Annotated in this window: 17 protein-coding genes and 1 tRNA gene; 15 read left to right on the top strand and 3 right to left on the bottom strand. The window is 46.6% G+C overall.

Annotated features, from left to right (window positions below):
* Nucleotides 1–9: 9 nt before the first annotated feature.
* The 6 genes from HP399_RS20325 to HP399_RS20300 all read left to right on the top strand — a co-directional run bounded on the left by HP399_RS20325 (nt 10) and on the right by HP399_RS20300 (nt 6,070).
* Nucleotides 10–702, top strand: coding sequence for a 3-oxoacid CoA-transferase subunit A (locus HP399_RS20325; RefSeq protein ID WP_048032315.1), 693 nt, complete (start codon nt 10–12; stop codon nt 700–702).
* Nucleotides 684–1,361 (top strand): 3-oxoacid CoA-transferase subunit B, encoded by a 678-nt coding sequence (locus HP399_RS20320; RefSeq protein WP_173620897.1) that lies wholly within the window; start codon nt 684–686, stop codon nt 1,359–1,361. Before HP399_RS20325 ends, HP399_RS20320 begins: the two co-directional genes overlap by 19 nt.
* Before the next feature lie 33 nt (nt 1,362–1,394).
* Nucleotides 1,395–2,675 (top strand): peptidase, encoded by a 1,281-nt coding sequence (locus HP399_RS20315; protein ID WP_173620896.1) that lies wholly within the window; start codon nt 1,395–1,397, stop codon nt 2,673–2,675.
* A 99-nt stretch (nt 2,676–2,774) separates the two neighbouring features.
* Nucleotides 2,775–4,193 (top strand): aldehyde dehydrogenase family protein, encoded by a 1,419-nt coding sequence (locus tag HP399_RS20310; protein ID WP_173620895.1) that lies wholly within the window; start codon nt 2,775–2,777, stop codon nt 4,191–4,193.
* Between the two features lie 66 nt (nt 4,194–4,259).
* A tRNA-Ser gene (locus HP399_RS20305) sits at nt 4,260–4,348 on the top strand.
* A 156-nt stretch (nt 4,349–4,504) separates the two neighbouring features.
* Entirely contained in the window at nt 4,505–6,070 is a 1,566-nt protein-coding gene (locus HP399_RS20300; protein ID WP_173620894.1) for an acyl-CoA synthetase, read from the top strand.
* 65 nt (nt 6,071–6,135) lie between these two features.
* Here the strand turns inward: HP399_RS20300 and HP399_RS20295 are convergent, their stop codons facing one another.
* Nucleotides 6,136–8,193: an exo-beta-N-acetylmuramidase NamZ domain-containing protein gene (locus HP399_RS20295; protein WP_173620906.1), complete on the bottom strand. Its 2,058-nt coding sequence runs from the start codon at nt 8,191–8,193 to the stop codon at nt 6,136–6,138.
* Nucleotides 8,194–8,416: 223 nt separating this feature from the next.
* On the opposite strand from HP399_RS20295, the gene HP399_RS20290 reads away from it, so the two are divergent.
* From HP399_RS20290 to HP399_RS20260, 7 genes are all read left to right on the top strand, one after another.
* Nucleotides 8,417–9,241, top strand: coding sequence for a copper amine oxidase N-terminal domain-containing protein (locus tag HP399_RS20290; RefSeq protein ID WP_173620893.1), 825 nt, complete (start codon nt 8,417–8,419; stop codon nt 9,239–9,241).
* A gap of 75 nt (nt 9,242–9,316) precedes the next feature.
* Nucleotides 9,317–9,931 carry a YhcN/YlaJ family sporulation lipoprotein gene (locus HP399_RS20285; RefSeq protein ID WP_217367901.1) on the top strand — a complete coding sequence of 205 codons (615 nt, stop codon included), beginning with the start codon at nt 9,317–9,319 and terminating at the stop codon, nt 9,929–9,931.
* 122 nt (nt 9,932–10,053) lie between these two features.
* On the top strand, nt 10,054–13,260 hold the full coding sequence (locus tag HP399_RS20280; RefSeq protein WP_173620891.1) for an AfsR/SARP family transcriptional regulator: 3,207 nt from the start codon (nt 10,054–10,056) through the stop codon (nt 13,258–13,260).
* Nucleotides 13,261–13,388: 128 nt separating this feature from the next.
* On the top strand, nt 13,389–13,967 hold the full coding sequence (locus tag HP399_RS20275) for a TetR/AcrR family transcriptional regulator (RefSeq protein WP_173620890.1): 579 nt from the start codon (nt 13,389–13,391) through the stop codon (nt 13,965–13,967).
* A gap of 35 nt (nt 13,968–14,002) precedes the next feature.
* Entirely contained in the window at nt 14,003–15,193 is a 1,191-nt protein-coding gene (locus HP399_RS20270; RefSeq protein ID WP_173620889.1) for an HlyD family secretion protein, read from the top strand.
* Nucleotides 15,183–16,361: an ABC transporter permease gene (locus tag HP399_RS20265; protein WP_173620888.1), complete on the top strand. Its 1,179-nt coding sequence runs from the start codon at nt 15,183–15,185 to the stop codon at nt 16,359–16,361. The genes HP399_RS20270 and HP399_RS20265 overlap by 11 nt, the downstream gene beginning before the upstream one ends.
* Before the next feature lie 185 nt (nt 16,362–16,546).
* Nucleotides 16,547–17,059: a YpuI family protein gene (locus tag HP399_RS20260; protein WP_173620887.1), complete on the top strand. Its 513-nt coding sequence runs from the start codon at nt 16,547–16,549 to the stop codon at nt 17,057–17,059.
* A gap of 115 nt (nt 17,060–17,174) precedes the next feature.
* Here HP399_RS20260 and HP399_RS20255 read toward each other — a convergent pair whose 3' ends face one another.
* A complete protein-coding gene (locus tag HP399_RS20255) occupies nt 17,175–17,321 on the bottom strand; it encodes an anti-repressor SinI family protein (protein ID WP_173620886.1) in 147 nt (48 codons plus the stop codon).
* 195 nt (nt 17,322–17,516) lie between these two features.
* Entirely contained in the window at nt 17,517–17,846 is a 330-nt protein-coding gene (locus HP399_RS20250) for a helix-turn-helix domain-containing protein (protein WP_173620885.1), read from the bottom strand.
* 680 nt (nt 17,847–18,526) lie between these two features.
* Between HP399_RS20250 and HP399_RS20245 the strand changes: the two genes are divergently transcribed.
* Complete coding sequence (locus HP399_RS20245) at nt 18,527–19,273, top strand: hypothetical protein (protein WP_228088297.1); 747 nt, start codon at nt 18,527–18,529, stop codon at nt 19,271–19,273.
* 22 nt (nt 19,274–19,295) lie between these two features.
* A complete protein-coding gene (locus HP399_RS20240) occupies nt 19,296–20,699 on the top strand; it encodes a glycosyltransferase family 2 protein (protein WP_173620883.1) in 1,404 nt (467 codons plus the stop codon).
* The last annotated feature ends 1 nt before the right edge of the window (nt 20,700 follow it).

Raw genomic sequence — 20,700 nt, 5'->3', positions numbered from 1 at the left:
GGAACGAGGATGACAAACCGATTTGAAAAGGTCGTCTCCCTGTCCGAAGCGCTCACCCATTTTCGCGATGGGATGACGCTGTTGGCAGGGGGCTTCGGTGGGGTAGGAAACCCGCCTACTTTGATTCAGGGGATTTTGGATAGGGGCGTGCGCGATCTGACGCTGATCAGTAACGATACTGCTTTCCCGCATATCGGAATTGGCAAGCTGGTGACCGAAAAGCGCGTCAAAAAAGTGATAGCTTCTCATATTGGCTCAAATCCGAACGCAGGGGCCCAAATGACGGCTGGAGAGCTGGAAGTAGAGTTCTGCCCGCAGGGGATACTTGCAGAGCGTGTACGGGCAGGTGGAGTCGGTCTGGGAGGCATTCTATCGGATGTCGGCATCGGGACGATCGCGGAAAAAGGGAAGCAGAAGGTCGTTCTGGACGGAAAGGAATATCTATTGGAGACACCGCTCACTGCCGAAGTGGCTATCGTACATGCGAAAAAAGCGGATCGCTTTGGCAATTTGGTGTTTGATACAAGTGCACGCAATTTCAATCCGTTAGTGGCGATGGCAGGCGACATTACTATCGTGGAAGCGGATGAGATTGTCGAGGTAGGCATGATCGACCCGGAAGAAATCGTCACCCCGGGCGTTTTCGTGAACTTTATCGTCCAAAGTGAAGGGGTGAACTGGCAATGGGCATGGGAGAAGTAAAAGAAACAGAGAGCTATCGTGAGCGTATTGCCCGCCGCGCAGCATTGGAAATAGAAGACGGCATGATTATTAATCTGGGAATCGGTATTCCAACGCTAGTTGCGGATTTTATTCCAGCTGACAAACGGGTCATGTTTCACGCGGAGAACGGCATTCTCGGTACAGGACCAAGCCCTGCGAAAGGGGAGGAGAACGCCATGCTTTGCAATGCAGGTGGTTTTCCTGTCACGCTCGCCACAGGGGCATCCTTTTTCGACAGTGCGACTGCTTTTGCCATCATCCGCCGTGGGCTATTGGACATGACGATTTTAGGGGTCCTGGAAGTAAGCCAAAATGGTGACATTGCTAACTGGATCGTTCCAGGGAAACGTGTCCCAGGCATGGGAGGAGCAATGGAGCTGGCACAAAAGGCCAAGAAGGTCATGGTTGTGACCACACATCTGGATAAAAACGGACGTTCGAAAATCGTTCGGGAATGCTCACTGCCGTTAACCGCGACAAAAGCTGCAGATTTGATCATCACGGACATGGCAGTAATGGAGGTCATGTCAGATGGGTTGTATCTACGAGAAGTCATGTATCCATACAGTGTAGCTGATGTGATTGGAGCAACGGAAGCCGAGCTCAAGATGGACGGAGAGGTTGGCGTTTTCCGCTAAGCAAAGACAAAAACCATGGAACGGGGGAAAAACATGGCAAACTGGCAGGTGCTTATTCGGGAGCAATTGGAAAAAGATCGCGAGGCCGCTGTTCAATTGCTACAGCAATGGGTAAAAAGCCCGAGCGTACAAGGAGAAGAGCAATCCATCCAGCAAAGCATTGCTGAGCTTTTGAGGCAGATGGGTCTGGACGTTGACTTATGGGTCATGGAAGGCGAAGAGCTGGTGTCACATCCGTATTTTGTCTCCCCGCGTACGACGTTTGAAGGTAGCCCGAATGTCGTCGGTGTGTGGAAGGGGCAAGGAGATGGGCGTTCCATCATTCTAAACGGACACGTGGATGTAGTTCCCGCAGGTGATCTGGCACAGTGGAGCGATGATCCGTTTAGCGGGAAGATTGAGGACGGCAAGCTTTACGGACGCGGAGCAACCGACATGAAGGGTGGAAACTTATCTTCACTGTTGGCGATCCAGGTTCTACAGAAGTTGGGTGTGCAACTGAAAGGCGATGTCATTTTTCAGAGCGTCGTAGAAGAAGAAAGTGGTGGTGCAGGAACATTAGCGACGATCATTCGCGGTTACAAGGCGGATGCTGCCCTGATTCCAGAGCCGACCAATATGAAAATTTTCCCGAAGCAGCAAGGCTCCATGTGGTTCAGATTGACTGTCAAAGGGCGTTCTGCTCACGGAGGGACTCGCTACGAGGGAGTCAGCGCCATCGAAAAGAGCATGCTCGTCGTTCAAGCAATTGGTCAATTGGAAAAAGTGCGTAACGATCGACTCGACGATCCGCTTTACGCCAAGCTGCCCATTCCGATCCCGATTAATCTGGGGGTGATTGAGGGTGGCAAGTGGCCTTCGTCTGTAGCTGACCTCGTCAAGCTGGAAGGAAGGATGGGGGTTGCCCCAGGAGAGCAGATGGACAATGCCAAAGCAGAAATGGCAGCAGCACTCAAAAAGCTGGCAGAGGTCGACCCGTGGTTTGCAGAACAGCCGGTTGAGCTGGAGTGGTTCGGAGCTCGCTGGGTTCCGGGAGCAGTGGAGCTAGATCATCCGTTGATGGATATTCTGCATGCGCAGTTTGAAGCTGTGACAGGAGATCGTGCCACTGTGGAAGCATCGCCTTGGGGAACAGATGGCGGGTTGTTGACTGCTTTGGCCAATACCCCAGCGATTGTTGTTGGACCTGGAGTCACACCGGTTGCACACTACCCGAATGAATACATCGTTTTGGATGAGGTATTCCGTTGTGCTGAGATCTTTGCGCTTACGTTACTCGAATGGTGCGGTGTGGCTGAAAGTGTGAAAGAGTAAAAAGATATCCAAATATTTCAAAAACACGACAGGAAGGCGCGCGCATGAGGGAGAATGATTGGAAGGTGAACTCCAATCAATGAGAGTGGGGATATGCCGATGAAAAAAACGTGCTTTATCGGGGGAGAGTGGGTGCCAGCCACTGATCATGCACCGCTACTCTCTCCATGTACGGGTCAAGAGATTGCACAAATTTCACAAGCAGACTCATCATTGGTTGAAAAAGCAATTGCTGCGGCCCACGAAGCGACAACCGTCATGCGGCGCCTTCCTGCCTATCAACGCGCCTTCCTGCTTGAAAAAATCTCGATATTGATGAATGAACGTTTGGAGGAAGCGGCGCGCATCATCGCGATAGAAGCGGGGAAACCAATCAAAACAGCCCGTGGTGAAGTGATTCGAACCATTCAGACGTATAAGTTTGCAGCAGAGGAAGCCAAACGCCTCCACGGAGAAACCGTACCACTCGATGCAGCTATCGGGGGAGAGGGACGCTTGGCTTATACCGTGCGTGAGCCACTGGGAGTCATCGGAGCCATTACACCCTTTAATTTTCCGATGAATCTCGTCGCCCATAAGGTCGGACCTGCTCTCGCTGCTGGCAATACCGTTGTTCTCAAGCCTGCATCGCAGACACCGCTTAGCGCATTGTTTCTCGCAGAGCTCGCAGAGCAAGCTGGTGTGCCTGCTGGCGCCCTCAATGTGATCACAGGCAGTGGAGCGAGTGTTGGCGATAAAATCGTGTCTGACCCGAGAGTCAGGGCGGTGACGTTTACAGGGAGCCCAAGTGTTGGGCTGGATATACGCAATCGAGCGGGTATGAAAAGAGTCACGCTCGAGCTGGGGTCGAATTCGGCAGTGATCGTTGATCGTGATGTGCAACTGAATGAAGTGATACCCCGATGCGTTTTTGGCGCCTTCGCCTACTCCGGACAGGTATGTATCTCTGTGCAAAGAATTTATGTGGTCAAAGAGATCTATCAAGATTTCGTCCAACGTTTTGTTGAACAAACACGAGCACTTCGCGGTGGTGATTCGCTCTCTGAGGACGCGGACTATTCCGCCATGATCAATCCGTGCGAAACAGAACGTGCGATGGAGTGGATTCATGAGGCGCTCCAGCAGGGGGCACGTCTGGAGTGTGGGGGACAGATCGTGGATCGGATGCTCCAACCTACGGTGTTGACCGGTGTCCCGGCAGATGCAAAAGTATCTTGTCAGGAAGTATTCGGCCCTGTCGTTCTAATTAATCCAGTGGAGTCCGTCCGGCAAGGCATTACGTTGGTCAATGATTCGCGCTATGGATTACAGGCTGGTGTCTATACCAACAATCTGTCGTTGGCTCTGGAAGCGGCAGAAGAGCTGCGCGTGGGCGGTGTGATGGTGAATGATATTCCGACTTTTCGCGTGGACCATATGCCCTACGGTGGCGTAAAGGAAAGCGGACTTGGTCGGGAAGGGGTCAAATACGCGATAGAAGAAATGACGGAATTGAAATTCGTTGCCATCAAGCGATAAAGGAAACGAATACGGGCTCTTGCAAAAAATAGTAGAGCTGTGATATAGTATATATTGTTGAAATACGGAGGGATACCGAAGTGGTCATAACGGGGCGGTCTTGAAAACCGTTAGAGTGCAAGCTCACGCGGGTTCGAATCCTGCTCCCTCCGCCATAAATACAAATGAACCGACTCCAGTTAAGTAGCTGGGGTCTTTTTTATGGTCGAGAGCTTTGAGAGAAGTTGATGTTTCTTTTTTGTTAAAATATCAGAAAATAAAGAAAACTATTATATAATGGAGATGAGACTATAAGTGATGGGGGAATTTGCATGCTCGAAGCGCAAAGGGTTCGTAGAAATGCACTTGGCGATATTTTGCGAAGAAGTCGTGGGCGAAATCCTGGTAAGCCTGCCCTGTACTTTGAGGAAGAAGTATTGACTTACACGCAGCTTGATCAGCTTGCAAATAAGACGGCTCATACGCTTCATTCAAAAGGCTTGCAAAAAGGGGAGCGGGTGGCAGTACTGTCACGCAACTCGATGGATTTTGCGATTCTGAACTTTGGGCTAGCGAAAGCAGGAGTCATCATGGTGCCAATCAACTTCATGTTGAATAAAGAAGATGTCGCCTATATTTTGGGGCATTCGGAAGTGAGTGCGTGCTTCGTTACTCCCGAATTCCTGCAGCTCGCTCAAGACGGACTCCAATTAACTGGAATTTCCCCCAAGCTGCTTTCCCTCATGTCCAAACCAGCAGTACAAGCAGGGGAATGGTTGCCATTTCGCACGCTGATTGAAGCGGCAGACGACCAAGAGCCTGAAGTAGACATAGCGGACGATGATGTTGTGCAAATTTTGTATACCAGCGGAACGGAATCAAAGCCAAAGGGCGTTATGCTCACTCATAAAAGCATCATCTCTGAATATGTCAGCGCGATTATCGAAGGCGGGATGACGCAGGATGATGTGGCTGTTCACGCACTTCCCTTGTTCCATAGTGCGCAGCTTCATTGCTTTTTTGGACCGTACGTGTACCTTGGTGGGAGCGGAATTATTTTGGAACAGGCAACCCCTGCGTTATTGCTGCAGACGGTAGAGGCGTATAAGGCTACCCAGTTGTTTTGCCCGCCTACCGTGTGGATTGCTTTATTGCGTTCTCCCGATTTTGCCGCTCGTAATTTGAGTTCTTTGCAAAAGTGTTACTATGGTGCAGCGATCATGCCCGTAGAAGTGTTAAAAGAGCTCGGTCAACGCCTCCCGAACGCACAGTTTTACAATTTTTATGGACAGACGGAAGTGGCGCCATTGGCAACTGTTTTACAACCGAAGGATCAGATGAGAAAAGCGGGCTCTGCAGGCAAGCCAGCGTTAAATGTGGAAACGAAAATCGTCGATGATGATGGAAATGAAGTCCCTCGTGGAAGTGTTGGTGAAATAGTTCACAGGACCAGCCATGCGATGCTGGGTTATTTCCGTGATGAGGAGAAGACACAGGCTGCCTTCCAGGGAGGGTGGTTTCACAGCGGGGATTTGGGCATCATGGATGACGAAGGCTATATCACCGTGGTTGATCGGAAAAAGGATATGATTAAATCGGGGGGAGAGAACGTAGCAAGCAGAGAGGTTGAGGAGCTTATTTATCAACATCCGAAAGTGTCCGAGGTTGCAGTGATCGGAGTTCCCCATCCGTACTGGATCGAAGCAGTGACGGCTGTCGTTGTGCCAAAAGCAGGTGAGTTACTGACTGCTGACGAGATGCTTGCTTTTTGTAAAGATCGTCTTTCCTCCTTCAAAGCACCCAAATATGTAGTGATTGCTGACAATCTTCCCAGAAACCCTAGCGGCAAAATTTTGAAAAGAGAGTTGCGCCTCCGATACGAAACGCTGACGACTTAGCCAATCGCAAGGTCCAAAGCGCAGAAAAACCCGCTCTGTGATGAAGCGGGCTTTTTGCTGCGTGATTATTTTACGTTGGAAACTGTCGGACGATCGTCTTGAATGACTTCAAAACGATAGCCTTTTTCTTTCAAGTACGAAATGATTTCGGGGAGAGCTTCAGCCGTTGGCGACTTGGTGCTGGAATCATGCATCAAGACGACGATTTCTTTTTGTGACTTTACTTGCTGCTTTATATTTGCCAGTGTTTGAGCGGCTGTGTATTTATTGCTTCTTGCATCGCCGTTTGTTACATTCCAGTCGATAAACGTATAGCCACGTTGTTTCGCCTCTGCTTTGATCGCCTGCATGACTGTCTGCTGCTTGTTATAACGTTTGGGATCTTGATATTTCAAGCTGACGGTATTCGTGCTGCCACCTGGATAGCGGAATACTGTTGGTTTTACGCCGGTTGCTTTTTCAATCATTTGACTGCCTTTTTCCACGTCTGCAAAAAAGCTCTCCATGTTTTTGTAAACAAGCTGATAGTTATGGGAATACGAATGTCCTCCCACCGCATGTCCTTCGGCTACAATCCTTTTGAGAATAGCCTCATGACCAGCTACCTCACGGCCTACAATAAAGAAGGTGGCTTTGACCTGATGCGTTTTCAGCGTATCCAAAACGCGTGGAGTTACAGAAGAAGGTCCATCGTCAAAGGTTAAATAAGCGATCTTCTCAGAAGACTTCGGAGTCTGAGGGATCGGTTTTGTAGCTGGTTCAGGCTTCTTCTTTTGATTGGTCGTTCCATTATGATTGCCAGTCTGCGGTGGAGTCGGTGTTTCTGGCTTTTCTGGCTTGGATGGTTTCGGTTGTTCTGGTTTCTTTGGTTGTTCAGGCTGCTTTGGTTGTTTTGGTTGTTTCTGTTGAAGCGGCTGCATCGGGATAAACGGTTCATCGCCATAGATCAAATATTTTTGCCGCAGCTCTACAAATTTCTTAAGATCCGTTTCATAGGAAGAAACAATCTCCTGCGGGGATTTACCTTGTTCGAGAAGCAGACCGATTTTGTTGGTACCCATCACTTTGTCGAACATGGAGATTTGCATACTCGTACTTTTTGGCATAGGGAATGGCTGTAATTGCTTGGCATAAGCCAGCGCGTAAATACCTGTTTTTGCCGGGTTAAACTGATGTAGATCGTTGATTTGAAGACGTACGCCCCCAGCAGTTCCTTTATTCTCAGGAATAAAGATGACGCCAGGTAGAAGACTTCCATTTAACAGATCGGCGTACTTGTGCGAATCTAGACCCTCTGCCCCGATCCAGGTGAAATGGTCGCCTTGACGAATGGGGGTACTCTCACCCAAACCAGTTGCCATATACCCGAAAACCGAGGTCAAGTTAGGGATGTGCGGAGAACTCGGAATCCAGGCTAAACCAGTCTGTTGATAAATCATGTTGCGTGAATACCCTTGCATCGGAATGACGGTAAGATCTACACCAATGGTACGGTTGAAAAACAATGCGAGCTCTCCGATGGTCATGCCATGTGCAAGCGGGAGAGTATCCACTCCAATAAAGGAGCGGTAAGGCAGTTCAACGACAGGCCCCTCGACAATTGCTCCGCCGAGAGGATTCGGTCGATCCAGTACCATTACTTCTTTTCCTTGTTCCTTTGCAGCTATCATGGCGTATTGCAAGGTAGATATGTATGTGTAGGTTCTCGATCCGATATCCTGCAAATCGACGAGTAGAATATCAATGTCTTTCAGCATTTCTGGTGTTGGCTTGCGTGTTGAGCCAGACAAGCCGTAGACCGGTATAGCGTAGACGGGATGAACAAAGCTCGTTACTTGTTTTCCTGCGACCGTGTTTCCGTCGAGGCCATGCTCAGGTGCATACAGAGCGGTTAAATGGACGGAGCGATCACGTCGTAACATGTCGATCGTGCTAACCATTTGACTATTGAGACCTGTTTGATTCGTAATCAGCCCGACTTTTTTGCCTTCAATGAGATGGTGGAACTGATTGAACAGCACATCACTTCCTAATTGGATAGCAGTCGTATTGGCGGAGCTTCCTACTGGAGGAATTAAAGTTAAGATAAGTGCCAGGATAAGGAAAGGGAGAAATTTGTTCATCATTCATTGCCTCTTTCAAGATAAAATACTGTCGCTTCTTGTCTATTGTAACGGTTTTGGAAAGCAAGATGGTTGCATTTTTGTAACAATTTGAAATTAGGTCAAAAGGAGGAGGAAAAAGTAACGTAAAAGAGGAGAGTTACTAGGAAAGAATGATCTTTTGAAAGGGAGACTACAGGAAAATCTTGAAACTGCCTTCATCCTATAGTAGATTAAGAATCGTGTGAACCTTTTTGGAAATGGAGTGAATGTTTTGCTAAAAAAAGTAACCTCATTACTGCTAGCGATCGCCTTGGTACCGATGGCAGCATTTTCTGCAGCGGCAGCACCTGTAGCGCCTAAAGCCGTACAGAATGCTGTTAAAGTGGAGTACAATAAAAAACAAATTGCGTTTCCTGACCAAGCACCTATTATCAGCCAGGGACGTACACTGGTTCCGATTCGTCCGATTGCAGAGAGTCTTGGATTTGAAGTGAAATGGAATGAACAAACCCGGACTGTTACCATCAACAAAGGGAAAGATAACATCAGATTGGTTGTTACTCAAAAAATTGCCAACAAAAATGGACAAACCATCAACCTCGACGTACCGGCACAGATTGTGAACAAGCGTACTGTAGTACCTGTTCGTTTCATCGCGGAAGCTCTCAGCTACAAGGTGGATTGGGATCCGAAGACACAAACCGTATTGATTGCTGATAATGTGAACCCTAATCAAGTCGGCCAACAGGAAAAGCCAAAGGATCCGACGAAGCCTGCAACGGATGAGAAAAAGCCTGATCAGGTAGCTTTGATTGATAAAGAAAGTATCGAGGGGAAATCTACCAAAGTAGCAGTGATCGAACTGTACCGAGTTACAGGGAAGGTTGATCCTGGCGCAGATTTAACAATTGTCCTCGAAGATGATACACATGAAGTAGAAGTTAATGCAGATGGCACCTTTAAACTACAAATAAATGGCGATGAAGGCATTCGCAGCTTTACCGTAAAAGCTGAAAAAGACGGTAAACAAGATACATTTGAAGGCGAATTTATTTCCATTGATTAAGCCATCTGATTTCTGAGTAAGAACACCTCCTGCACATCACACTAAGTGCAAGGAGGTGTTTTTGTTGTGAGACGAATGAGTGGGAGTATCATTGCTGTGCTCCTGTTTGCCGGCTTGCTGACAGGGTGTTCGCCTAACAAAGAACAGGGCACCGAAGATCAGAACGGAAATAAGGCCAAATTTGAATCTCTTGGGATTAACATCCAGAACGATAACGTCGCTAGGGACAAAGGACCGGCAGCCATGATTAGCCAAAAGATGGTTCATCAGCGAGAGCCGCAGCTAGTGACTCACTTGGAAGGGCATGCGGAAAAGCTGCCCGGTGTAACCGATATCAAGGTGTTAGCGTACAAGGATAACTTGATTGTAGGTGTGCTGCCAGTCGATACACCGAAGCCTGACGAAGTCAATCCGCGGACGTCGATCCCGTATACGCCTGGGAAAATTGTGCGAGTCGATAATGGACATCCAGATTCGCTGCATAAACGTGTTGTGGATCGGATGAGATCACGCTTGCAGGCAGAAACTCGCTTCAACATCTTGTACGTGTCTACCAATCGCGCAGTTTATGACCGAATCGCAAATTTGCATTCACGAATTACGAACGGAGAGCACATCAGAGACGAAGAATTCCAAGTCCTGTTAAATGATATTGGACATACTGTTACTGGATATAACTTAGTGGATTGAATGAGCACCACCTGGACTCCCGGGTGGGCTTTTTGTCGGTTAAGGGCCAAATGGCAGGAGAATAGTTAGAAATGGGGAAATAATCAAAGAAGAGCAGGAGAACGGCAAGGAGTGCACATATCATGATTCCAATCCACATCCCTATATCCAAAATAACTCCTCCAGGACAGAAGCCATACGTCTTACGGCGACCTGCATTGGCGAAAAAATTACGCCTGTTGAAATATACGCAGCTTTGTCTCATTCATGCAGGGACAGGCTATGGCAAAACAACTTCTCTGGCTACATTTCTACATGATGAAGCACTGGCTGCGTCCTGGTATACCATTCAGGATGGAGACGATGCTCTTCTTGCGTTTGTCATCTGTCTCGTCGAAAGTGTTCGGCAGGTTCATCCTGATTTTGGACAGGTATTGCGAGAGCAGCTCATACGTATCACAGAGCAAAGTCCGGTGCACTCCATAGACAGTAAGGTACTGGTCGACTGGTTCGTCGGAGAATGTGTACAGCTCCAGGCGGACCACATACTTGTTTTGGACCATTACCAACGGATAGTTAATGGTAGTGACGTCGATCGATTTGTTCAACGGTTGGCCGAGGCTCTCCCACAAAAGGTCAAGCTGGTCATCTTAACGCGCTCTCGACCGAAATGGTCCAATCTCGACTTGTTGTCCGCAAGAGGAGAGTGTCTGGAACTTACAACAAATGACCTTTCTTTTACGCTGGAGGAGAGTGAAGTCTTTTATTCCGATCAATACGACATCACGTTGTCCGAAGACCATTGGGGCCGCGTGGAAGAGGTGGCACAAGGCTGGGTGATGGCGCTTCGCACTTTTGGTGAAATGGTAACGAGGGGGCAGACGGTTTCTGACAGTCTGCGTGAGTTATCGCGATTGCTGCATTTGCTGGAAGTGGAAGTCTGGACACAGCTGGATGCAGATATGCAGCGCTTCTTGATGGAGGCAGCGGTTCTCGAACAATTCGACATGGAGGACTGCAAGCAAATACTCGGGGAAGGATGTATCGAGCACCTATTGGAAGTACAGCGTTGTAATCTTTTTCTGCATGTCCAAACAGGATCTCATTATTCCTTTCATCCACTTTTCCAGCGCCTCCTCTCTAGTAAGCTGGCTGCAAATCAAACGACGTACGTGCATGTCAATCACAAGGCCGCAGGATGGTACAGACGTAAAGGGGACGAGGCAAAAGCTTTTGGGCGGTTGCGTCTCGTGGAGCAGTGGGAGGAGCTGGGAGAATGGTTATGCCAAGCATCGGAAAGATTGCTGCAAGCAGGGAAGCTGGACTTTTTATATGAGTGGATAACACTGTTACCAGAGCACATCAAGTGCGAACAGCATTGGCTGTTGTTTTATCAGGGCGAAGTAGAACGCTATCGCTGTCTATATGCGAAAGCCTTTTCTTCCTATGAGCAATTTTTGAAACAATGTGAACAAAAGCAAGATCAAATCGGATTGTGCCGAGGGCTGGAAGGGCAAGCACGCGTTCATCTCGACAGCGTACAAGGCGTCCGGGCAGAAGAACTGCTCAAGAGGGCGATTCAACTGTTGCCCCCATTTGAACAAGAGAATGAAATGGCACCGAGGCTATACCGGTTGCTGGCAGAAATTTATACGAATCGCGGAGATGCCAAACAGGCAGCAGCTTGGTATGAACGGAGTCAGGAATTAGAGCAGCAGACGGAGGTTGAGCTGGAATCGCGCCTGTTGTTCCGTACCGGCCGATTGCAGTCCTCCATTCAGCTCTTGGAGAGTAAGTGGCAGGTAGAACAGAGGAAGCATCCTCCGTTGACCAGATCATATCGGGAAACCTCTTTGCTGCTATCTTTCGTCTATGCATTGAATGGCGAATGGGAGCGAGGGTGGGAATCTGCAGAAACTGCCATACAACTTGGACGTGCAGCGCATTCACCTTTCGTAGAGGCGAATGGCTATGTTCGAAAAGCCCATGCGGCCCTCATCAGTCAAACATTGCCTACGGATGAGATTCGCCAGCTTTATGAAAAGGGTTTGCAAATCATGGAGGAGCTTCAGTCGACACGCGGAAAGTCAGAAACGCTTTTGGGACTAACCTTGCTTCACGCAAGAGAAAAGGCACTCGACCAAGCCCTTCTGTATGGCAACAGGGGGATACAAGAGACAGAGGCAATGCGCGACGACTGGTTAGGCAGTCTGGTAAGGATGGCGATTGGAATTGCATACGCCAAATACGGTAAAGAAGAGGAAGCGTGGGCTACCTTTATCGATTGTGCCGACCGGCTTAGTCACTGTGGGGATAGCTACAGTGTCGTCATTTGCCAATTGTGGTTGAGCTTCTTGGCTTATCGCAAAAAACAATGGGATTTGTTCGTACCTGCGGTGACGCAAGCTCTGTCCTTGATGAAGTCTGGTGAATATCAATTCCTCCTGCAGAGACCTACTATGCTTACACCGCATGATGTACAGCAGCTTATGCCAATTTTGATTGAGGCAGAGCGCCGAAAGGTATCGCCCGATTACGTATCTCAGCTGTTAAATGATTTGGGCTTGCAAAACGTGACATTCCACCCCGGCTATACACTTCGTATTCAGACGCTGGGCGCGTTCCGTGTGTGGCTGGGAGAGCGGGAACTGAGCGAAAAGGCATGGCAGCGAGGGACGGCCAAGCTGTTGTTTCAGCTTTTATTGACGAAGAGACATCATTTGTTAGCCCGTGAAGAAATCATGAACCGACTATGGCCAGACAGTATCGAGGAAGCGGCAATCCGCGATTTTAAAGTGTCGCTGAATGCGTTGAACAAAGCCCTCGAGCCAGATCGTGCCGCCAGAACAGATACATTCTTCATTCAACGCCATGGCAGCTCCTACGGTTTCAATCTGGCATCGGGTTACCATATGGACGTTGAAGAGTTCGAGAAGCTCGTTACCCTGGGCTTGGCAGAATCAGACCGGCGTCAGGGCGCCATCCTTTTGGAAAAAGGGCTTGCGTATTACTTGGGGGATTACATGCCGGAATGCCGTTATGAGGATTGGTGTGTAGAAGAGCGTGAGAGGGTGCAGGCGCTGTTTTTACGCGGAGCGGAGAGGGTAGCCAAAATCATGCTAGAGGATGGGCAATTGGAAAAAACGATCCGCTGGTGTGAAGCGATTCTACGCGTGGATGATTGCTGGGAGGAATCGTACCGCTTACTTATGACTGCGTATTATCAGCAAAATAATCGGACACAGGCCATCCGCTGGTACGAAAAATGTGTAGCAAAACTAAGGGAGAACCTCGGTGTCGCGCCAATGCCTGCAACCATGGAGACTTACTTTCAAATTATAGAGAAGTAAAAGATCGCCTACAAAGCGATCTTTTTTTGTACATAGAAGGAATGGCTGCTTGACAAAACTAGGAAGTATTCGTAATATAATCTTTGTACTGACCAGTCAGTTCAAAAAATCGAAAGGGGACAGGAGTGATGGCACCATCAAAAAAAGATCAAATTGCGAACGGAGCTTTAACTGCATTTGCCCAATTGGGATATAGCGAAACGACCATGGATGCAATCGCGGAAATGGCGCAGGTAGCAAAAGGAACACTCTATTATCACTTTTCCACAAAGGAAGAGCTGTTTTTGTACGTGATAGAAAAAGGCGTGAAGATGCTGATTTACCATGTAGATAATGTCATGCAAAATGAAGAGCTTTCCTTGGAGGATCGCATTCTGAATGTGCTGGATGAGCATCTTCGCTTCTTTTCCGAGAATCAAGATTTGTGTTTCCTGTTGCTGAGTGCCTTCTCAGGAGATGGACAGCGCGATAGGATGGTTGGCAATCTGTTAGGTGGCTATTTCAGTACGATGGAGTCACACATGCTGGAGTTGCAACAGCAAGGGTATATCCGGGCAGATATCGAGATTCGTACACTCGCTTCCGCGTTGTTTGGCATGGTTGGGTTTACCGTACTTCGCAAGCAATTTCGCAAAGAGCCAGTGAACAGTGCCGCAGATAAACAGACACTTCGTTATATGCTTTCAGGAATGTTTCAAACCAAATAACGTCTAGAGAAACGTAAAACAAGAGGAGAAGACAGATGAACAAACGTGCATGGATCGGTGTAGGTAGCTTTGTAGTCGGCATTGCAGTACTTGGAACCGTATTGTTTGGTTCAAACGTGAGTAGTATGGCCGGTCAGAATACAACGAAATTAGCAGGTGTAATCGAAGGAACAGAGGTAGACCTCTCTTTTAAAATGGGCGGTTCCATCGAACAGCTCTCTCTAAAAGAAGGAGACGAAGTAAAGGCAGGGCAAGTAGTTGCCACGCTAAACAGCGCGGAGATTCTCGCGAAGAAAGAGCAGGCGGAAGCTGCTTACAAGCTCTCACTCGTCAAACTTGATCAGGCGAAAAAAGGAGTATCCGTCACGGATAACTCCAGCAATGCCCAAGTCGACCAAGCAAAAGCAGCAGTCAACTCGGCGCAAGCGCAGCTTGACGCGAACAAAAATGGAGCGCGTTCAGAAGAAATTACGCAGCTCAAAGCGAAATTGCAAGCAGCACAAACTTCGAATCAAATTGCTGCGACGAATTTGGTACGAATGAAAAAATTAATGGCGGAAGGTGCCGTTCCTCAAGTGAAAGTGGAAGAGGCGCAGATGCAAGCAGATAAGGCGCAAGCGGAGTTTAAAGCAGCAGAAGAGCAGTTGAAAATGGCTCAAACTGGATCGCGCAAAGAGCAGGTCGATGCCGCACAAGCACAGCTGGATCAAGCAAAAGCTGCATACAACCAAGCTGTAGCTGGGAGAGGTCAAGTCGGCTTGAAGGAGCTGGATGTTAAATCCGCAGAAGCGAACGTGATGCAGGCAAAAGGTGCGTTGGCAGAAATGGAAGCCTATGTGAACAACACTAAGCTGACAGCTCCAGTAGACGGTATTGTAAAATCAGTTGCCGTTCAAAAGGGAGAGCTGGTTTCCCAAGGCTTCACCGTTTTGACGATCCAAACGAAAGCAGACAACTATATCAAATTTTATGTAAATGAATACATGCTCGCGAATGTGAAAACAGGCGATCAAGTGAAATTGTTCGTCCCAGCCCTGAGCAGAGAAGTAGACGCCAAAGTGGTTACTGTAGCTCCTGCTGCTGACTTTGCCGTAAAAAAAGCGACACAAGAACTCGGTGATCGTGATATTCGTTCCTTCCAAGTGAAGCTGCTGGTGTCCGATCCGGAATTGCGTCCAGGCCTGACGGTTGAGTGGCAACTTGAAGGAGCTGGTAATGGTGAATAGTTTCTCTCACCTGTTCTGGAGCGAATGGAAAAATCTTTTTGCAAACAAAACCATTCGTAATATTCTCTTCCTCGTTCCGCTGATTTATTTGACGATGTTCGGCTTTCTGTACAGTGAGAAGAAAGTGATGGAGATCCCTACTGTGATGGTGGATGCCGATCAAACCGAATTGAGTCGTGAGCTCTATCGTGCCTTTGAGGTCGATCATACATTTCGGATCACGTCTATTGTAGGAACAGAAGAAGAAGCAATGAAATTGGTTGACAAGGGCGAAGCAAATATCGCCCTGATCATTCCTGCTGGATTAGAAAAGGATGTGAAGGCTGGGAGAGAGGCAGAGGTACTGACTGTTATCGACGGCAGTAACATCATGATTTCGAATACGGCAGTTCGAGCAGCGAATACAGCAATTAAGTCTGTTTCAGCAGGAACCACGCTGAAGAAGATGGAAGCACTTGGCGGCTGGGGAGAAAAAGGGAAAAACATGTTTACGGGTATCGACTATCGATACAGAGTGTTGTATAACCCGACCTTCAGTTATCTGTCCTTCATGGTATTCGGACTTGCAGGTACAGTGCTTCAGCAAGTGCTGTTCCTCGGAATCGTATTGTCAGTAGCTCAACAAAAAGAAGAGGGTACCTGGAGGGATACACTCTCTCGCCATAGCTTCTTCGCGATCACCGCAAGCAAATTGTTGCCGTACTTTCTGGCAGGAACCCTCAATATGTTCCTAGCGTTTACACTGATGTTAAAAGGTTTTGATATCCCTTATTACGGAAGTACGTTCGATCTGATGCTACTGGCTACTATGTTTAACTTGGCGGTGTTGGCTATCGGTTATGCCATCTCCTTTGTGTCCAGCAGCCAACTCCAGGCTACTCAGATCGGGATGATGATTGCAGTACCTTCGTTCATGTTATCTGGCTATACTTGGCCACTCATGTCGATGCCGACCGGAATTGTCGCGATTGCAAAATCTTTGCCGCTGACGTATTTCCTGAATGGTGTCAGAGAAATCTTGACGAAGGGACATGGTCTGTCAGCTGTCATGAACGACTTTGTCGTTCTCGGCTTCATGACAATCATCGGGTTGTTCGCAGCCTATCTCATTTATTTGTTGCAGATAAGGAAGATTAAGGGAAAAGTTAGTGAGCAATCAGCGGTATAAATTGCAATTGCATAGTAGAAATTGGCTACGCTAAAGCTTTGGCGTAGCCTTATTTGTGCGTATATGATGCTCCATATCATCTTCTGAAGCAGTCTTCTTGCATAAAAATAACCCTTGTGTAATAAATAATCTTTCCTTTATACTTATTATAAAAAAGGCAGATTCTTCAACATTAGGGGGACTTTATGTCAGCGACTCATCTAAAGCAATTGTGCGAGGAGACGTACACCAAGTTGAAAAAGGTCAGCATGGAAGTGGAACGTTTTTTGAATCAGGTTACCCTAGCTGGTCTTGTATCCGCGTCAGGTGATCCTGAAGAATTTGAAACGTATTACCGTAACTATCTTTCCGACTTGCGCCACCTTTTGGTTTACTGCGAAAATGCATACGAAAGGCTGGGAGTATCTCTCCGACGCGCACGATTTCATGAGGAGTTTGCCGAGGAAGTATTGTATCAGGTATACCATACCTGTATAAATAACTTCTACTATCCCAAAGGTGAGGTTTACGAAGAAGATGGGCGGTTGGCCTATACGGGTCAGGACTGTATCATTTTTCGCAAGCAGGCGGTCCCTGAGTTGCAGCAGTTGACCTTGTCCTTATCGAGAGTATTCGAACCGATGCGTAATGATCTTCAATATTACGAGACAGACTATATCGCGAAAAAAAATATGCAAATAGAAAAAGCACAGGCCTAATAAGCCTGTGTATTTCTATGGTTTCTCGATCGGGGATGAACCCTGATGGAAGTCCTATTATTTATAAAAGTGTAGCGTAATGGATAATGGCTGTTTACATTATGCTTCGAAGTAATCACTTTTTCTCCTCATCAAAAGAGAGAGGAGAGTTCACGAGAAAAAAACGAATTTCCTCAATGCTTAATCCCATTTTTCGTGCTGTAAGGATTAAATCGATCCATTCCTTATCCAGGAGATCTTTAGGAGACGGAGTGCTTTTCATGTTAGTTCCCCTTTTACCCTCCTTTTGTAAAAATAAATAAAATATCCAAAAAATGGTTGGAAAAAGATAGGTAAAAAGCTTATATCAGAAATGATACTTAATTCAGTTTCATATGTAAATCTAGTATTTGTGACTTTTGTTTTAAATTAATGCAAAAAATAATAAGCCACCACTATATCAGTGCTGGCAACAATGTTATTTATGTCGATTTAACCGCCATTTATTGTACTCCAAAAACTCCCGAAACTGTTCTTTACTTACCCCGGATTTCATAGCCTCTTCGATCAGCTTGTACCATTCTTCATCAACATTCTCGCTTGAAGGAACAACTTTTTCCTGAAGCAATGTGTCTACTGTCACATTTAATACTAGTGCGATTTTCTCAAGAAATTGAATAGAAGGATTTCGCTGAATGCCGCGCTCGATTGAGCTCAGATAAGACTTGGCGACACCAGCGCGATCAGCTAAATCAGAAAGAGAAAGGCCTTTGTCTATTCTAAGCTGCTGTATACGCGAGCCGATCATGTAATAGCCACCCCTTTAAATCTCTTCGTTTATTATAACGTCAATATAGCTGAAACACAACTTTTTGTGGGACTAGTCCTGTATCGTTTGGCTCATTTATTCGATTTGCCCCTACTGACATTGCTAAAAAATTACCTTTCTACTAGATAAAATGAAGCGTCATTATGGCTAAGTATCTATAATTGCGGTCGTTCTTTATAAGAAACATAGTGTTCGTTATTAAGGTTGAGTAAAAACGAGATATTCAGACGATATTCTACAAAATAGTCGATTTTCGCTGTTTTTGGTCTATTTTTGGAGAAAATTGATATTTTACATTCCATAGCCCGTACAGGATACTAATTTCAAATCGTTCTTTATAAAGAACAAAACGAACGGAATGTTCTCTATAAAGAAAACTTCGAGCTTGAATGGCGCTTAACGCTGTCGACTTGAAATGGATAGGAATGTACAGAAAAACTTACAAACAAACTGGAGAGGAGAGATCCATTCTGCATGCCATTTTGTCAGAAGCAGTCACGGTAATCTGCCTGTTAATTGTAATAATTATACTATTTTTTATGGGTATCTTGGTGATTAAATCAAGGAATTTGTTGTTAGAAAGGAGAACGCGCGTTTACCTGAGACAGTTTCAAGACTACTTCACGTATATCCAGTCTCATATGGACTCGCCTGAGAGGTTGAAACCGCCTTACTGGCAATTAAATCGCTTGGAAATGAGAGTTCTGCAACAAAAACTCACTGAATGGATCGAATCTCTTACAGGAAGCCACCGAAAGAAAATGATCACACTCTGTGAGGATACAGGGCTCGTCAAGCAAAACCTCCAAAGGCTGTATAGTCGCTTCCATTGGATAAGGATCGATGCGGCCTATCATGTAGGAACAATGCGATCCGAGGAAGCCGTACCAAGACTTCTGCAATTGCTGCAGACAAAAAAACTCGATCCCACTCATTTTATCATCGCGAGATCTATCGCCAAGTGTGCAAGAAATCTGGACGATATAAGGAACATGCTGATGCTCCTTATAAAGCATCGAAAAAGCAATCATTTCCTTGCAGTTGACATCATGAAAGAGACAGAGCTGGATTGTACACCATTATTGCTTGAATGTTTGCGAAGTACGGACAAGGATTTGAATAAAATCGCTTTAATTGGATGGTCTGCTCCTTTAACCGCGGAGATTGCCGATTTGGTATATCGGCAGATCGATTCGGAGGACAACGAAGTCCGCATCCAGTCAGTGAGGTTGCTGTTCGAATATGATGCTGTTTTGGCAACGGCATTGTTCGAGTCCTTGATGAAGACGAACGATACGGAAGTCTGTCAGAATACTGAAATGATTGAGATGTATGCCAGTTGCAGAAAGCAAATCAATGAGGATGAGCAGGCGGACAAGAAAAATCATTATGTTTATGCCGTGTAACTATACCTGAAAGGAGATTGACATGAGGGACTTTTTGCAAGCATACGGGATCTTTGCTGTTTATTACGTAATCGTGATTGAGACGCTCTATTTAACGATTCTAAGCCTGTCCATCAAAAATATTTTTTCCATCATCAAAAGCTCCATGTATTCTCGCTTTCAGTCACTCTCTGGATCAGAGTACGTACCACAAATATCCATCCTCGTTCCTGCTTACAATGAGGAATTGACGATCATTGAAAACGTTCGTTCGCTTCTCGCGCTAGATTATCCCAAGTATGAAGTGGTTGTTATTAATGACGGTTCGAGAGATGAAACGTTGCAAGTTTTGTTGGATGAGTTCCAGTTAACCCGCACAGAGTATGCAGGGGGCTCCAAAGTATTGGAAACCTCCAACGTACGAGGCGTTTATTACAATACGCAATATCCCAATTTATATCTCATTGATAAGGAAAACGGAGGAAAAGCCGACTCGCTAAACGCCGGGATTAATCTTTCCCATTATCCATTGATTGCTTCCATTGATGCTGATTCATTATTGGAAAAGGACGCGTTGATCCGCATCGCCAAGGTGTACATGGAAAACCCTGAAGAAACGGTCGCGATCGGCGGCATCGTCCGAATCGCAAACGGCTGTGAAATCGAGGACGGAATGATAAAGAAAGTCAATCTTCCTACCAAAATTTTGCCAATGTTCCAATGTGTCGAATACTTAAAGGCATTCCTAGGGGGGAGGATTGGGTGGAGTTCAATCAACGGACTAATCATTGTGTCGGGTGCCTTTGGGGTATTTCGAAAAGATGTTGTTGTCAAAGCTGGTGGTTATCGAGGGGGATATCCTGGCGAGGACATGAACATCATCATCAAGCTTCATAAATATATGCTTGAAAATAAACTTCCGTATCGAGTGGCTTTTTGCCCCGATGCCGTTTGCTGGACTCAGGCTCCTGATACGCTGAAAATACTTGGCAGCCAGCGAAGAAGATGGGGACGCGGAAACCTCAAAAACATGCTGGAGTACGGCATTTATATAGTAGGCCGTCCTAAGTACAAAGTTATGGGGCTGATTACATTTCCCTATAACATCATTTTCGAAACGCTGAATCCTTATTTCAGGTTTACCGGCTTTTTGGCTCTGCTGGGATATACATTGATGGACATGACTCAATGGAGAATACTGGTTATCTATGCGCTGTTGAATCTCTTGTTTGGCGTGCTGCTCGGGATCGGCTCTCTGTTTATGGAAGAGTTGGCCTTCAAGCGTTATACAAGAGTTCGCGACAATCTCAAGATGTTGGCATTCCTCTTCTTCATGTTTCTTGGATATCAGCAGTTGGGAGTCATTTGGAGATTTTTGGGTCATATCGAGTTTATGCGCAACAATAACACATGGGGAACCATGACGAGAACAAGCTGGAAAACATAGA

The sequence above is a fragment of the Brevibacillus sp. DP1.3A genome (genome assembly GCF_013284245.2).
Lineage (GTDB): Bacteria > Bacillota > Bacilli > Brevibacillales > Brevibacillaceae > Brevibacillus.
Note: the sequence above shows the minus strand (reverse complement) of the source record. Positions and strands in the feature narration are given on the sequence as shown.